The following is a 13,997-nucleotide window of genomic DNA, read 5'->3' on the forward strand; positions in this document are numbered from 1 at the left end:
CGGCCCCTCTCCCCAGGGGCCGGGCGGCCGTTGCGGCGTAGGGGCACCCCACCGGCGAGCCGCGTATTCGCCCCGGTCAGCCCGCATCCGCAGGGCTTCGGGTTCGTTGGCTGATACGTGCATTCATACGACCCCTCCCGCGCCCCGTCCTTTTCGAGCAGCGTCCCCCCGATGCGCCCGTCCCGGGACCCGGACGCCGCTCCGGCCGCCTCGCACACCCCGATCTACGACCTGCTGTACTCGGAGTACCTGCGCGCCTTCCGGGCCCTGCCGGGCGATCGGTCGGGCGAGGAGGACCTGGGCTTCACCTCGTTCTGCTACGGCGGCACCTCCACCGGCGCCTCGTACTCCGGCGGCGCCGGCGGCGGTTTGTACGGCAGCGGCTGGACCCGTTCCTCCTGGCAGCCGGCGGACGGCTGGCAGCCCGCGTACGCCCCGGCCCCCCAGCCGCTGCCCCAGCCCTCGTACGCGTACGCCGGGAGCGACGGCGGCTCGGGCTCCGGCGGCTACGAGGCGAACGGCGGCGGGCGGCAGTACCAGACCGGGATGCACCACATCCCGGCGGCCCTGCCGCCCGCTCCGCGCCGGGGCTACTGACCCCGGCGGCACGTCATCGCGTACGCCTACTTCTTCTTGTACTGCGCACCGCGCTTCTCGCGCACCCGGACCGAGATGTGGATCGGGGTGCCCTCGAAGCCGAACTCCTCGCGCAGCCGGCGCTCGATGAAGCGGCGGTAGCCGTGCTCCAGGAAGCCGGAGGCGAAGAGGACGAACCGCGGCGGCTTGCTGCCCGCCTGGGTGCCGAACAGGATGCGGGGCTGCTTGCCGCCGCGGATCGGGTGCGGGTGCGCCGCGACGACCTCGCCGAGGAAGGCGTTCAACCGGCCGGTGGGGACGCGCGTCTCCCAGCCCGCGAGGGCCGTCTCGATCGCCGGGACCAGCTTCTCCATGTGGCGACCGGTGAGCGCCGAGACGTTCACCCGGGGCGCCCAGGAGACCTGCTGCATCTCCGTCTCGATCTCGCGTTCCAGGTAGTAACGGCGCTCCTCGTCGAGCTCGTCCCACTTGTTGTACGCGATCACGATGGCGCGGCCCGCCTCGACGGCCATGGTGATGATGCGCTGGTCCTGGACGCTGATGGTCTCGGTCGAGTCGATCAGGATGACCGCGACCTCCGCCTTCTCGACGGCGGCGGCCGTGCGCAGGGAGGCGTAGTAGTCGGCGCCCTGCTGGAGGTGGACCTTCTTGCGGATGCCTGCGGTGTCGACGAACTTCCAGGTCACGCCGCCGAGCTGGATCAGCTCGTCGACCGGGTCACGGGTGGTGCCGGCCAGCTCGTTGACGACGACGCGGTCCTCCTTCGCGACCTTGTTCAGGAGCGAGGACTTGCCGACGTTGGGGCGGCCGATCAGCGCGATGCGGCGCGGCCCGCCGAGCGGGGCGGCGCCGAAGGTCTGGGCGGGCGCCTCGGGCAGCGCGTCGAGGACGGCGTCGAGCATGTCGCCCGTGCCGCGACCGTGCAGGGAGGACACCGGGTGCGGCAGGCCGAGGCCGAGGGACCAAAGGGAGGCGGCGTCGGATTCGCCGCTCAGGCCGTCGACCTTGTTGGCGCACAGCACGACGGGCTTGCCGGCCCGGCGCAGCAGCTTGACGACGGCCTCGTCGCTGTCGGTGGCGCCGACCTTGGCGTCGACGACGAAGACGACCGCGTCGGCGGTCTCGATGGCGTACTCGGCCTGGGCGGCGACGGCCGCGTCGATGCCGAGGACGTCCTGCTCCCAGCCGCCGGTGTCGACGACCTTGAACCGGCGCCCGGCCCATTCGGCTTCGTAGGTGACGCGGTCGCGGGTGACGCCCGGCTTGTCCTCGACGACCGCCTCGCGGCGGCCGATGATGCGGTTCACCAGGGTCGACTTGCCGACGTTCGGGCGGCCGACGACGGCGAGGACGGGGAGCGGGCCGTGGCCGGCCTCCTCGATCGCGCCTTCGACGTCTTCGAGGTCGAAGCCTTCCTCCGCGGCGAGCTCCATGAACTCCGCGTACTCGGCGTCGCCAAGTGCTCCGTGGTCGTGCTGGTCGTTCATGAAGTCCGTTCCTCGTCGTCCGTGGTGGTCGGTGGCAACCGCGCAGCGCGGTTCCACTACTAGGTCAAGTCTCGCTCAGCGCCCGGTGAGGCGCTTGGCGTCGGCCAGGTGGGCGGTCAGCCGGTCCTGGATGCGTACGGTGGCCCCGTCCAGCGCGGTGCGGGTGCGGCGGCCGGTGCCGTCCCCGGCGTCGAAGGCGGAGCCGAAGACGACGTCCACCCGGCTCTTGAGGGCGGGGAGTCCCTTCACGAGCCTGCCGCGGCTCTCGGTGCTGCCGAGGACGGCGACGGGCACGATGGGCGCGCCGCTGCGGACCGCGAAGTACGCGAGTCCGGCGCGGAGGGAGGCGAAGTCGCCGTCGCCGCGGGTGCCCTCGGGGAAGATCCCGAGCGCGCCGCCGTTCTCCAGGACGCCAAGGGCGCGGCCGACGGCGGTCCGGTCGGTTCCGCTCCGGTCCACCTTCACCTGCCCGATCCCGTCCAGGAAGGGGCCGAGGGGGCCGACATACGCTTCCTTCTTGATCAGGAAATGCAGGGGTCGCGGCGCGGTGCCCATGACCATGGGCCCGTCTATGTTGTGGGAGTGATTCACGGCGAGGATCACGGGGCCCGTGGCGGGCACCCGCCAGGCGCCCAGTACGCGCGGCTTCCACAGCCCGTACATCAGGCCGATGCCGATCCGCCGCCCGATCGCCGCACCCTTGAGGGAGGGCGTATCGCTCACCTGCGTACCGCCCGCTTCTCTTCCACCAGGGTGACCACGCACTCGATGACCTGCGCCAGCGTCAGCTCGGTGGTGTCCACCTCGACGGCGTCGGCGGCCTTGGCCAGCGGGGAGGTCTTGCGTCCGGAGTCGGCCGCGTCCCGCTTGATCAGGGCTTCCCTGGTCGCCGCGAGGTCGGCGGCCTCCTTGCCGCGCAGCTCGCCGTTGCGGCGGGCGGCGCGGGCCTCGGCGGAGGCGGTGAGGAACACCTTGATGTCGGCGTCGGGCAGGACGGTGGTCCCGATGTCCCGGCCCTCGACGACGATGCCGTCGGCGTCGCGGGCCGCCTCGGCCGCGATGGCGCGCTGGAGGTCGGTGATCAGGGCGCGCACCTCGGGTACCGCGCTCACCGCGCTGACCTTGGAGGTGACCTCCTGGGTGCGGATCGGGCCGGAGGCGTCGAGGCCGTCGACGGTGATGGTGGGCGCGCCGGGGTCCGTACCGGAGACTATGGCCGGTTTGCCGGCCGCGAGGGCGATCGCGTGCGGGTCGTCGGTGTCGACGCCGTTGGTGATCATCCACCAGGTGATGGCCCGGTACTGGGCACCGGTGTCCAGGTAGCGCAGCCCGAGCTTGGCGGCCACGGCCTTGGACGTGCTGGACTTGCCCGTGCCGGAGGGACCGTCGATGGCGACGATCACGGCGGCCGGAGCTGCGGTTTCCACGGTGCGGGCACCTTCCTGGTTGCGCGTACGTGTCCGGGCGCGCCAAGAGCGCCCCTCCCCCAGGTTACCGGGCATTTCCCGCGCCCCCACCGCCCGGCCGGGGGCCGCCCCGCGGGGACGGCGCCCCACGGTCCCCGTGGGTCGCGGCCGACCCGTGCGCTACTGCTGGCGCAGGGCCCAGCCGCGCTCGCGCAGCTCGGCCTCCAGGACGGGCACGGCCCGCGGCTCGACCATGAGCTGCACGAGGCCCGCCTGCTGGCCCGTCGCGTGCTCGATCCGTACGTCCTCGATGTTGACCCCGGCCCGGCCGGCGTCGGCGAAGATGCGGGCCAGCTCGCCCGGGCGGTCGCTGATGAACACCCCGACCGTCTCGTAGGCCATGGGCGCGGCCCCGTGCTTGCCCGGGACCCGGACCCGGCCGGCGTTGCCGCGCTTGAGGACGTCCTCGATGCCGGCCGCGCCGCCGCGCCGCTTGGCCTCGTCGCCGGACTGGAGTCCGCGCAGGGCCTCGACGGTCTCCTCCAGGTCGGCGGCGATCCCGGCCAGTACGTCGGCGACCGGCCCCGGGTTCGCGGAGAGGATCTCCACCCACATCCGGGGGTCGGAGGCCGCGATGCGCGTCACGTCCCGGATGCCCTGTCCGCACAGCCGGACCGCCGTCTCGTCCGCCTCCTCCAGCCGCGCCGCCACCATGCTCGACACCAGTTGCGGGGTGTGCGAGACCAGGGCCACCGCCCGGTCGTGCGCGTCCGCGTCCATCACCACCGGGACGGCCCGGCACAGGGCCACCAGTTCCAGCGCCAGGTTCAGCACCTCGTGGTCGGTGTCCCGGGTCGGGGTGAGCACCCAGGGCCGGCCCTCGAACAGGTCGGCGGTCGCCGCGAGGGGACCCGAGCGCTCCTTGCCGGCCATCGGGTGGGTACCGATGTACGCCGACACGTCCGCGCCGAGCGCCGCCAGCTCCCGTCGCGGGCCGCCCTTGACGCTGGCGACGTCGACGTAGGCCCGGGCGAGGCCGCGTCCGATCGCGTCGGCGAGCGCCGCCGCGACGTGCGCGGGCGGCACGGCCACGATCGCGAGGTCGACCGTGCCTTCGAGGGGCTCGTCGGTGCCCGCGCCCAGGGCCGCGGCCGTCCGGGCCTGTGCCGGGTCGTGGTCGACGAGGTGGACGGTGATACCCCGGGCGGTCAGGGCGAGCGCCGCGGAGGTCCCGATCAGTCCGGTTCCGATGACGACGGCGGTTCTCACGGGTGCTCCAGGGTGATCGCGTGACGGCGGGCCTGACTCAGGGTAGCCGGCCCCGGCGGGACGGGACCCGCCGCCCGCTGCGGTAGAACGGGCGGCATGATCTTCCACATCGTCCCGCTGGCCGACTGGACCGCCGCTCCCGACGTGCCGTACGCCCCGCCCTCGCTCGCCTCGGAGGGGTTCGTGCACTGCTCCGCGGACCGGGCGACCGCCCTCGCGATCGTCGATTCCCACTACCGGGAGACGCCCGGGACGCTGTTGGCCGTGGAGCTCGACGAGGGCGCGCTGCTCCCGGAGGTCCGCCGTGCGGGTGAATCCGGCGGCCGCTATCCGCACGTCCACGGACCGTTGAACCGGGACGCGGTGGGCCGCGTGTGGGAAGTCGTACGCACACCAGGCCGTCCCGCCTCACTGGCCCCATGGCGACCGGGAACCTGAGGGCGGGGCGGACAGCATGGCGCGGCGGGCTTCTCCTGGGGGCCGGCACACGCCAGGATGCTGCTCGCCCAGCGGCCACGAAGCGAGGAGAACGTTCATGAGCGACCCCACACCCACCGCCCGGCGCACCGTTCTGGCGGCGGGGGCAGTGGTCCTGGCCGGCGGCGCGTTGGCCGCCTGCGGCAGTGAGGACAAGCCGAAGGAACAGACCGGCAGCTCCCCGGCCGGCGACGGCGCCGCCTCGCCCGCGCCCTCCTCGGGAGGCACCGCCAAGCCCCTGCTGAAGTCCTCGGCCGTCCCCGTCGGAGGCGGGACCATCCTGAAGGCCGAGAAGCTGGTGGTCACCCAGCCGACGGCGGGCTCCTTCCGCTGCTTCTCCGCGGTGTGCACGCACCAGGGCTGCATCGTGGGCACGGTGGCGAACGGCACCATCGACTGCCCGTGCCACGGCAGCAAGTTCGAGATCGCCGACGGGGCGGTGGCCCACGGCCCGGCGACCCGACCGCTCCCCGAACAGAAGATCACCGTGGCCCCGGACGGCAATATCTCCCTCGCGTAGGGGGCCCGCCCCCGCCTACGCTCCGGGGATGAACGAGCCGACCACGCCCGAGGAGACCCGTCTCGCCCTCGTACGCGACCACACCGTGTACGCGTGCGTCATGGGCTCCCGGGCGTTCGGCCTGGCGACGGAGGCGAGCGACACCGACCGGCGCGGCGTCTACCTCGCCCCGACGCCGCTGTTCTGGCGCTTCGAGAAGCCGCCCAGCCATGTGGAGGGGCCCCGGGACGAGGAGTTCTCCTGGGAGCTGGAACGTTTCTGCGAACTGGCCCTGCGGGCCAATCCGAACGTCCTGGAGTGCCTGCACTCCCCGCTGGTGGAGCGGCTCTCCCCGGTGGGCGAGGAACTGCTGTCCCTGCGCCCGGCCTTCCTCTCCCGCCGGGCCCACACCAGCTTCACCCGCTATGCCGCGGGTCAGCACCGCAAGCTCCTCGCGGACGTCCGCGTCCACGGCGTCCCGCGCCGGAAGCACGCCATGCACCTGCTGCGCCTGCTCCTGTCCTGCCGCGACCTGCTGCGCACGGGCCGGCTGACCATCGACGCGGGCCCGCACCGCGACCGGCTCCTCGCGGTCAAGCGCGGCGAGCTCAGCTGGGCCGAGACCGATGCCTGGATGTCCCGCCTCACGCAGGAGTGCGAGTCCGCCCTGGCCACCAGCCCGCTTCCGGCCGAGCCGGACACCGCCCGGGTGGCGGACTTCCTGCACCGTGCCCGCCGCGCGTCGGTGGGGTAGCGCCGCTCAGGCGTCCCAGAGCGCGCCGAACTCCAAGAGTTCGTCCCGGTGTTCGATCCGGTCCTGCCAGTCGGCGGGCCACGCCGAAGCGCCGAGGTGGGCGCCCGCGAAGGCGCCGGCGAGGCAGGCGAGGGAGTCCGAGTCGCCCTGCGTGCAGGCGGCGCGGCGCAGGGCCAGGAGCGGGGCGTCGGGGAAGAGGAGGAAGCACTGCAGGGCCGTCGCCAGGGCTTCCTCGGCGATCCAGCCGTCGCCCGTGGTGAGGCAGGGATCCGTTTCGGGCGACGGGTCGCGCAGGGCCGCGGCGAGGCGGTCGAGGACGGCGAGGCACTCGTCCCAGCCCCGCGCCATGAAGGACTCCGGGCCGGCGTCCGAGGCGGTGCGCATCCACAGGTCGCCCAGCCAGCGCTCGTGGTAGCGGGTGCGGTTGTCCAGGGCGTAGGAACGCAGCAGGCCGACCAGTCCCGTGGGCTCGGCGCCCCGCGCCAGCAGGTGGACGGCGTGCGCCGTCAGGTCGGAGGCGGCCAGCGCCGTCGGGTGGCCGTGCGTGAGGGCCGACTGGAGCTGGGCGGCGCCCGCCCGCTCCTCGGCCGTCCAGCCGGGCACCAGGCCCACGGGGGCGACCCGCATGTTCGCCCCGCAGCCCTTGGAGCCGATCTGGCTCGCGTCGCGCCAGTCCCGCTCCGGCTCGTCCAGCAGCCGGCAGGCCCGCAGGCAGGTGTTGCCGGGGGCGCGGTTGTTCTCCGGGGAGTGGTACCAGTCGACGAACTCCTCCCGGACCGGGCGCGTCAGCCGCAGCGGGCCGATCGGGCCGCGGTCCGTCGCCGTCCGGATGCCGCGCGCCAGCGCCAGCGTCATCTGGGTGTCGTCCGTGACGAGCGCCGGGCGGGGCAGCGCCATCTCCCGCCAGGGGCCGCTCTTCGCGAGGATCGAGGGCACGTCGTGGAACTCCGTCGGGAAGCCCAGGGCGTCACCCAGGGCCAGGCCGATCAGGGCGCCGGTCGCGGCACGCTTCGTCGCCGGGGCCTTGGCCGGCGTCGCGGTCGTCGTCTGCGTCATCGCTGGGGTCCTTCCGTGGGGCGGAGCAGGGGCGGGTGCAGGTTCGTCGCCGGCCCGGGGCGGTAGAGCGCGGCCGGTTTGCCCCGGCCGCCGGTCAGTCGGGCGGCTCCGGGGACGGCCTCGACGAAGCCGGGCGTCGCCAGGACCTTGCGGCGGAAGTTGGGGCGGTCCAGGGCGGTGCCCCAGACCGTTTCGTAGACGGCCCGGAGCTCACCGAGGGTGAACTCGGGCGGGCAGAAGGCGGTGGCCAGACAGGTGTACTCCAGCTTCGCGCCCACCCGGGAGCGGGCGTCCGCGAGGATCACCGCGTGGTCGAACGCGAGACCGACCGCCTCGTCCACGGGCACCCAGCGGGCGCCGTCGGCGTCCCCGCCGCCGTCGGCCGCGGGCTCGGGCATGTCGGGGACCAGCGCGGTGAACGCCACCGAGACGACCCGCATGCGCGGGTCGCGGTCCGGCTCGCTGTAGGTGCGGAGCTGTTCGAGGTGCAGGGCCGCCACCAGGTCGGGCGGGAGGCCGGTTTCCTCGGCGAGTTCCCGGCGGGCGGCCGTCTCCGCCGACTCGCGGGGCAGTATGAAGCCACCGGGCAGCGCCCAGGCACCGGCGTACGGTTCCCGGCCGCGCCGGATCAGCAGGACGTGCAGGGCGCCGCCGCGCACGGTGAGGACGGCGAGGTCGACCGTCACGGCGAACGGCTCGAAGGCGTACGGGTCGTAGGCCGCGGTCACCGGTCCTCCGCACCCACGCCGTCGGGCCGCCGTACGTTCGCGGCCGGCCGGACGTTCTCGGGCAGCGGGTCCGCGAAGTACCAGCCTTCCGCGAGCAGTTCGTCCACCGCCTGGACGGCCGCCGCCAGCCGCGCGTCGCGGTCGCCGCGCATGACGAGGAAACGTCTGCCGGTCCGCTCCAGTTCCGCCCGGAACCAGCCCGTCATCCACGGCCGCAGGTGTTCCCCGTCGCGCAGGCCGTCGTCCTCGAACGGCACGTCCGCGTCGTCCGTGAGCAGGTACAGGTCGCGCCGGGTCAGGGCGGCGATCTTCTCGACCTCCTCGTCGCGCTCGCCCAGGTACCGCTCGTGCCAGATCCCGGTGGCGAAGGAGTCGGTGTCGCAGAAGAGCACCGGCGAGCCGAGTCGCGCGGCCCGTTCCTCCTCCGCGTCCTGGCGTCGGGCGATCACGGGGAACTCCCGGGAGGCGAACGTCACGTCCGCCCAGGAGGCGTCCGGGTGCGCGGCCCGCGCCGCGGCGAGCTTCTCCTCGCTGTACCGGCGCCCGTACTCGGCGACCCAGCCGGTCTTCGACCACACCCCGCCGCGGCGCCGGTAGTGGGCCGCCAGGTCCCGGGACAGCGTCGTCGTGCCCGTGGACTCCGCGCCCAGGACGACGACCCGCCGGGTCAGGGCGGCCCGTACGCCCGGCCCGAGGAACTCCCAGCAGCCGGCCGGGTCGGCGCGTACGGCCGTACCCGAGACCGGGAACAGCGTCCGCTCCGGGTCCACCAGGACCTCGTGCGCGCCGAAGCGCCGGGCGAGTTCGCTCCCGTACGCCTCCGAGGTGAAGACGGCGTCCACGCGCCGGGGCACCGCGGCCCGGAAGATCGCCATGTGGGCGTCCCAGACCTTCGGGTCGTGCAGGTCGACGGGGATGTCGTCGACCGCGCCGACCACTTGGGCGCCCGGGTGTTCCTCGCGCATCCAGGCCACCCGGTCCGCCAGCGGCACCGACTCCACGGAGGCCGCGCAGACCAGGACGGTCAGCCGCTCGCACTGGTCCTGGGCGGTGCGCACCAGGTGGTGATGGCCGGCGTGCGGCGGGTAGAACTTGCCCAGCACCAGCCCGTGCCCGTACCGCTTTCCGCCGCTCACGCCGTCGCCTCCGCCGCCGTACGGGCGCCAGGGCCGGTCACCGATTCGCGGCGCCAGCCCGCCAGCCCGGCCACGCACAGGAGGAGGAAGCCGCCGTAGAGGACGGAGGTCAGGTAGAGCCCCTTGTAGACGTACAGCGGGATGTAGACGAGGTCGGCGGCGATCCACAGCCACCAGGACTCCAGCAGCTTGCGGCACTGTCCGTAGGTGGCCATCAGGGACAGCACGGTGGTCAGCGCGTCCCAGAAAGGCACGGTGGAGTCGGTGACCCGGCCGAGCAGCAGCGTCAGACCGAGCACCCCCACCGCCCCCGCCGCGGCGAGCACGGCCCATTCGGCGCGCGTGGTGCGGCGCACCGGCAGGGCCCCGGCGGTTCCTGGTCCACCCCCGTGGGTCCAGGACCACCAGCCGTACGCGGCGAGGGCGATGAAGACGAACTGCAGGCCGGCGTCGGCGTAGAGGCCGCTGCCGGCGAACAGCACGATGAAGAAGACGTTGTTGGCTATGCCGAGCGGCCAGTTGGCGATGTGCTGCCGGGCCACCAGCCAGACGCACGCGGCACCTGTGGCCGACCCGAGGATCTCGGTCCAGCTCGTGTTCCAGCCCATGACAGCCCCACTCCCTTTATGGTCATGATGACTATAAACATCGGGGCGTCGGCGGGCAAGGGAAAAGCCGCGGCGGACAGCCGCGAACGAGAGAACCCGCGGCGCCCGAAGGCACCGCGGGTTCTCTCGAAGATGTGGCCGACGGCCGTCCGGGACGGACTGCCGTGCGGGACGACGACGGACTACAGGCCGACCTCGCGCATCAGCATGCCGACCTCGGTGTTGGTCAGACGGCGCAGCCAGCCGGACTTCTGGTCGCCGAGCTCGATCGGCCCGAAGGAGGTGCGCACGAGCTTGTCGACCGGGAAGCCGGCCTCCGCCAGCATGCGGCGGACGATGTGCTTGCGGCCCTCGTGCAGGGTCACCTCGACCATGTAGTTCTTGCCGACCTGGTCCAGGACGCGGAAGTTGTCGGCGCGGGCGTAGCCGTCCTCCAGCTCGATGCCCTCCTTGAGGCGCTTGCCGATGTCCCGGGGCAGGGAGCCGGTGATCGCGGCGACGTACGTCTTCTGCACGCCGTACTTGGGGTGCGTGAGGCGGTGGGCCAGCTCACCGTGGTTGGTGAGCAGGATGATGCCCTCGGTCTCGGTGTCGAGCCGACCCACGTGGAACAGCCGCGTCTCGCGGTTGGTGACGTAATCGCCCAGGCACTGGCGGCCGTCCGGGTCCTCCATGGTGGAGACGACACCGGCGGGCTTGTTCAGCGCAAAGAACAGGTACGACTGGGTGGCGACGGTCAGGCCGTCCACCTTGATCTCGTCCTTCGGCTGGACGCGCTTGCCCTGCTCCGTCACGATCTCGCCGTTGACCTCGACGCGCGCCTGCTCGATGAGCTCCTCGCACGCGCGGCGCGAGCCCATGCCGGCGCGGGCGAGCACCTTCTGCAGACGCTCGCCCTCCTCCTCGGCGCCCGGGAAGGTCTTCGGGGTCTTGATCACGGGCTTGTCGGCGTACCGGTCGCGCACGCGCTCCTCGATCCGCGCGTCCAGCTCGCGGGGGCGCGACTGGCCGCTGCGGCTGCCGGGACCGCGGCGCGGACCGCCGGCCCCGCCGATACCCGGGGTCTTGGAGGTCTTGGGGCCGCCCTTGGCGCCGCCGCGCGCGGCCGTGCCGCGCGCACCGCCCCGGCCGCCGTCGGAGGCGCCGCGGGCACCGCCGCCGCCCGCCTTCGGGCCGCTGCGGCCCGACCGCTCACCCTCGGGGCCGACGTCGTAGCGCCGCTCCTCGGGACGGGGGTTGCGCGGACGCTGGGGGGCCTGGTCCCGGTCACGGTCGCGGAAGCCGCCCGCGCTCGAACCGGAGCCGGCGCCGCCGCGGTAGCCACCGCCCGCGCCGCTACCGCTGCCACCCGAGCCGCCGCCGCGGTAGCCACCGCCCGCGCCGGAGCTGCCGCCGCGGGAGTTCCCGCGTCCGCCACCACCGCCGCCGCTGTTCCTGTTGCCGCCGCCGTTGCCGTTACCGCTGCTTCGCATCAAAGTTCCGTCGTCTTGTCGTCTTCATCGGTATCCGGTGCATCCGGATCGAACGACGGAACACCCTCTTGCGTCTCGGCTTCGATCGCGTCCGCCTCGGGGAGGAAGGGCGCGAGCTCCGGGAGCTCGTCCAGGCCGCGCAGGCCCATCCGCTCCAGAAAGTAGTTCGTCGTCCTGTACAGGATCGCACCTGTTTCGGGTTCCGTCCCCGCCTCGGCCACCAGACCGCGCTGGAGCAGGGTCCGCATGACCCCGTCGCAGTTGACCCCGCGGACCGCCGAGACCCGCGACCGGCTCACCGGCTGGCGGTACGCGACGATCGCCAGGGTCTCCAGGGCCGCCTGGGTGAGGCGGGCCTGCTGCCCGTCCAGGACGAACGCCTCGACCGCCGGGGCGTACTCGGCGCGGCTGTAGAACCGCCAGCCGCCGGCGACGGGCCGCAGCTCGAATCCGCGCCCCTGGACGGTGTAGTCGTCGGCGAGCTCGCGCAGCGCGTCCGCCACCTCGCGCCGGCCGCGTTCCAGCACCTTGGCGAGGTGCTCCTCGGTCGCGGGCTCGTCCACGACCATGAGGACGGCCTCCAGGGCGCCCTTGAGGGCGAGCCCCGCCACCCCCGCCTCCCGGACCGGCTCGGTCATTCCTGCGCCTCCACGATCTGATCGAACTCGTCCGTCACCCTCGGCATGCCGTCTCCGTCCCCGCCGCTCCAGCGCACCGTGAGCGCCCCGAGGGCCTCGTCCTGGTCGAGGACGACGGCCTTCTCCCGGTAGAGCTCCAGGAGGGCCAGGAAGCGCGCGACGACGGTGAGGGTGTCCGCCGCGCCCTCGGTGAGCTCCTGGAAGGTGGCCTCGCCGCGCGCCTTGAGCAGGGCGACGACCAGGCCGGCCTGCTCGCGCACACTGACGAGCGGGGCGTGGATGTGCTCGACGTACACCTGGGGCTCGGCGCGGGGCCGCATGGCCTGGACGGCGAGCCGGGCGAACCCGTCGGCGCCGATGCCGATGACGACCTCGGGCAGCAGCTCGGCGTGGTGGGGCTCCAGGCCCACGGTACGGGGGTACCGCTTGCCCTCCTGCCGCGACCAGTCCTGGAAGAGCGCGGCGACCTGTTTGTACGCGCGGTACTGGAGCAGCCGCGCGAAGAGCAGGTCCCGGGCTTCGAGCAGGGCGAGGTCGGCCTCGTCCTCGACCTCGGCGGCGGGGAGCAGGCGGGCGGCCTTGAGGTCGAGGAGGGTCGCGGCGACGACGAGGAACTCGCTGGTCTGGTCGAGGTCCCAGTCGGGGCCCATGGCGCGGATGTACGCCATGAATTCGTCGGTGACCTGGGAGAGGGCGACTTCGGTCACATCTAGTTTGTGCCGGGAGATCAGCTGGAGCAGCAGGTCGAACGGCCCCTCGAAGTTCGCCAACCTCAGGGTGAACCGCCGCTCCTCCGCGCCGTCCGTCGCGATGGGCTCCGGCCGGCCGGCTCCGTCTTCCCGCGCCACCGGGGCGGCGGGCACCCCGGGGCCGGGCGGCTCGGCGCCCGTGCGGCGCGCGCCCGCCGGGCGGGAGGGCCCGAGGCGGTGGAGGTCGTCCGGCGCCTCGGCCCCGGGCCGGGTGGGGGCTTCGGCGCCACGAGGGCCGGGCTCCCGGCCGGGCGCGACTGCCGTGCCGTACGGGCCCGCGTCCGGGGCCTCGGGCGGCTCCGTACCGCCCGTCTCCGGATCATCGGGTCCGCGCCCCAAGTGGCGGCGGGCCGGGCGGCCGGGTTCGGCGGGAGAGGGCATCGGGATCCAGGTTCGCGGTGGTGCGGTGACGAGCGTGCCAGCAGCCTAGCCACCGCCCCGCCCCCACCCCGGCGACCGGCCGGTCCGTGTCCGGGCGCCTCGGCGCCGCGGCGGGGCCTTGAACGGCGCCGCGTACGAAGCGCGGCCCGCTGCCGGCTACGTCGGCGCGGCAAGCCGCCGCCCCGGAACGTGGACGCCGTACGGGCCACAGCGGACCGGCTCACGACGAGGCCCCGGCCGCAGCGAGATCCGGGCACCGCCCGGACCCGCGGAAACCGCCGCACCCCGGCCGGAGCGGTCACGCTCCGCCACGCGGGCCCCAGGGGGCCCGGCGCCCGAACGCCCGGGCGGCCGCCGGCCGGCCCCGGAGGGCGGCACGGACGCCAGACGGGCGGCAGCGCCCGCGCGTGAAGGCAGACCGGGTGCCGGCCCCCAACGGTCCTGGCCAAGCAGGGCCGCCCGGCCGCGGCCGGCGAGCACGTGGCCGCGCCACCGCCACGGATGCCGTCCAGGCATCGCGACGGACCGACACAGACGACGCCCTCGGCCGAACCGGGGCAGCAACCGCCGACACCGAGGAGACCGGAGCCGGTCGTCCACGCCCCGGGCCGGGCAGCCGCAGCAAGCGGAGCAGCGGCGAAGGGCGCCAGCCGGCTGGCCGGGTGTGGGGCTCGGGGCCGTCTCGCCGACGTCAGAGCGGCACGCGGCGGCCCGCCACGGTCAGGGGCCGACGCCCCGCG

15 protein-coding genes are annotated in these 13,997 nt (G+C 74.0%); 4 read left to right on the plus strand and 11 right to left on the minus strand.

Translation table 11 applies throughout. The annotated features are described in order from the left end of the window. Positions 1–171: 171 nt before the first annotated feature. Positions 172–597 (plus strand): hypothetical protein, encoded by a 426-nt coding sequence (locus ACFVXJ_RS09535; RefSeq protein WP_389660920.1) that lies wholly within the window; start codon positions 172–174, stop codon positions 595–597. A gap of 26 nt (positions 598–623) precedes the next feature. Here ACFVXJ_RS09535 and der read toward each other — a convergent pair whose 3' ends face one another. The 4 genes from der to ACFVXJ_RS09555 form a co-directional block, all read right to left on the minus strand. Then, on the minus strand, positions 624–2,084 hold the full coding sequence (der, locus tag ACFVXJ_RS09540; RefSeq protein WP_389660922.1) for a ribosome biogenesis GTPase Der: 1,461 nt from the start codon (positions 2,082–2,084) through the stop codon (positions 624–626). Positions 2,085–2,159: 75 nt separating this feature from the next. Then, positions 2,160–2,747 carry a lysophospholipid acyltransferase family protein gene (locus ACFVXJ_RS09545; RefSeq protein WP_389661022.1) on the minus strand — a complete coding sequence of 196 codons (588 nt, stop codon included), beginning with the start codon at positions 2,745–2,747 and terminating at the stop codon, positions 2,160–2,162. Between the two features lie 56 nt (positions 2,748–2,803). Then, on the minus strand, positions 2,804–3,511 hold the full coding sequence (cmk, locus tag ACFVXJ_RS09550; RefSeq protein ID WP_389660924.1) for a (d)CMP kinase: 708 nt from the start codon (positions 3,509–3,511) through the stop codon (positions 2,804–2,806). Between the two features lie 159 nt (positions 3,512–3,670). Then, positions 3,671–4,759: a prephenate dehydrogenase gene (locus tag ACFVXJ_RS09555; RefSeq protein ID WP_361313950.1), complete on the minus strand. Its 1,089-nt coding sequence runs from the start codon at positions 4,757–4,759 to the stop codon at positions 3,671–3,673. Between the two features lie 96 nt (positions 4,760–4,855). Here ACFVXJ_RS09555 and ACFVXJ_RS09560 point away from each other — a divergent pair, with 96 nt between their 5' ends. From ACFVXJ_RS09560 to ACFVXJ_RS09570, 3 genes are all read left to right on the plus strand, one after another. Next, positions 4,856–5,197, plus strand: coding sequence for a DUF952 domain-containing protein (locus ACFVXJ_RS09560; protein ID WP_389660926.1), 342 nt, complete (start codon positions 4,856–4,858; stop codon positions 5,195–5,197). 97 nt (positions 5,198–5,294) lie between these two features. Further along, positions 5,295–5,756 (plus strand): Rieske (2Fe-2S) protein, encoded by a 462-nt coding sequence (locus ACFVXJ_RS09565; RefSeq protein WP_389660928.1) that lies wholly within the window; start codon positions 5,295–5,297, stop codon positions 5,754–5,756. A gap of 28 nt (positions 5,757–5,784) precedes the next feature. Then, positions 5,785–6,489: a DNA polymerase beta superfamily protein gene (locus ACFVXJ_RS09570; RefSeq protein ID WP_389660930.1), complete on the plus strand. Its 705-nt coding sequence runs from the start codon at positions 5,785–5,787 to the stop codon at positions 6,487–6,489. A 6-nt stretch (positions 6,490–6,495) separates the two neighbouring features. Here ACFVXJ_RS09570 and ACFVXJ_RS09575 read toward each other — a convergent pair whose 3' ends face one another. From ACFVXJ_RS09575 to ACFVXJ_RS09605, 7 genes are all read right to left on the minus strand, one after another. Further along, a complete protein-coding gene (locus ACFVXJ_RS09575) occupies positions 6,496–7,545 on the minus strand; it encodes an ADP-ribosylglycohydrolase family protein (RefSeq protein ID WP_389660932.1) in 1,050 nt (349 codons plus the stop codon). Next, a complete protein-coding gene (locus ACFVXJ_RS09580) occupies positions 7,542–8,273 on the minus strand; it encodes an NUDIX domain-containing protein (protein WP_389660934.1) in 732 nt (243 codons plus the stop codon). Before ACFVXJ_RS09580 ends, ACFVXJ_RS09575 begins: the two co-directional genes overlap by 4 nt. Further along, positions 8,270–9,409, minus strand: a complete 1,140-nt coding sequence (locus ACFVXJ_RS09585; protein ID WP_389660936.1) for an AAA family ATPase — start codon at positions 9,407–9,409, stop codon at positions 8,270–8,272. The genes ACFVXJ_RS09580 and ACFVXJ_RS09585 overlap by 4 nt, the downstream gene beginning before the upstream one ends. Continuing rightward, positions 9,406–10,017, minus strand: a complete 612-nt coding sequence (pnuC, locus tag ACFVXJ_RS09590) for a nicotinamide riboside transporter PnuC (protein WP_389660938.1) — start codon at positions 10,015–10,017, stop codon at positions 9,406–9,408. Before pnuC ends, ACFVXJ_RS09585 begins: the two co-directional genes overlap by 4 nt. Positions 10,018–10,199: 182 nt before the next feature. After that, positions 10,200–11,489, minus strand: a complete 1,290-nt coding sequence (locus ACFVXJ_RS09595) for a pseudouridine synthase (RefSeq protein ID WP_389660940.1) — start codon at positions 11,487–11,489, stop codon at positions 10,200–10,202. Next, positions 11,489–12,127, minus strand: a complete 639-nt coding sequence (gene scpB / locus ACFVXJ_RS09600) for an SMC-Scp complex subunit ScpB (protein ID WP_389660942.1) — start codon at positions 12,125–12,127, stop codon at positions 11,489–11,491. The genes ACFVXJ_RS09595 and scpB overlap by 1 nt, the downstream gene beginning before the upstream one ends. Further along, the gene (locus ACFVXJ_RS09605; protein WP_389660944.1) at positions 12,124–13,257 is read right to left on the minus strand and encodes a segregation and condensation protein A; all 1,134 of its coding nucleotides are present in this window, start codon (positions 13,255–13,257) and stop codon (positions 12,124–12,126) included. The genes scpB and ACFVXJ_RS09605 overlap by 4 nt, the downstream gene beginning before the upstream one ends. Between the last annotated feature and the right edge of the window lie 740 nt (positions 13,258–13,997).

It is taken from the genome of Streptomyces sp. NPDC058279, from assembly GCF_042881255.1.
In the GTDB taxonomy this organism is placed as follows: Bacteria; Actinomycetota; Actinomycetes; order Streptomycetales; family Streptomycetaceae; genus Streptomyces.

Coding starts and splice junctions, on each gene's coding strand:
- ACFVXJ_RS09545 (WP_389661022.1), bottom strand. CDS start 2,747: ATGTACGGGCTGTGGAAGCCGCGCGTACTGGGCGCCTGGCGGGTGCCC.
- scpB (WP_389660942.1), bottom strand. CDS start 12,127: ATGACCGAGCCGGTCCGGGAGGCGGGGGTGGCGGGGCTCGCCCTCAAG.
- ACFVXJ_RS09565 (WP_389660928.1), top strand. CDS start 5,295: ATGAGCGACCCCACACCCACCGCCCGGCGCACCGTTCTGGCGGCGGGG.
- der (WP_389660922.1), bottom strand. CDS start 2,084: ATGAACGACCAGCACGACCACGGAGCACTTGGCGACGCCGAGTACGCG.
- ACFVXJ_RS09570 (WP_389660930.1), top strand. CDS start 5,785: ATGAACGAGCCGACCACGCCCGAGGAGACCCGTCTCGCCCTCGTACGC.
- ACFVXJ_RS09535 (WP_389660920.1), top strand. CDS start 172: ATGCGCCCGTCCCGGGACCCGGACGCCGCTCCGGCCGCCTCGCACACC.
- pnuC (WP_389660938.1), bottom strand. CDS start 10,017: ATGGGCTGGAACACGAGCTGGACCGAGATCCTCGGGTCGGCCACAGGT.
- ACFVXJ_RS09560 (WP_389660926.1), top strand. CDS start 4,856: ATGATCTTCCACATCGTCCCGCTGGCCGACTGGACCGCCGCTCCCGAC.
- ACFVXJ_RS09575 (WP_389660932.1), bottom strand. CDS start 7,545: ATGACGCAGACGACGACCGCGACGCCGGCCAAGGCCCCGGCGACGAAG.
- ACFVXJ_RS09595 (WP_389660940.1), bottom strand. CDS start 11,489: ATGCGAAGCAGCGGTAACGGCAACGGCGGCGGCAACAGGAACAGCGGC.
- ACFVXJ_RS09605 (WP_389660944.1), bottom strand. CDS start 13,257: ATGCCCTCTCCCGCCGAACCCGGCCGCCCGGCCCGCCGCCACTTGGGG.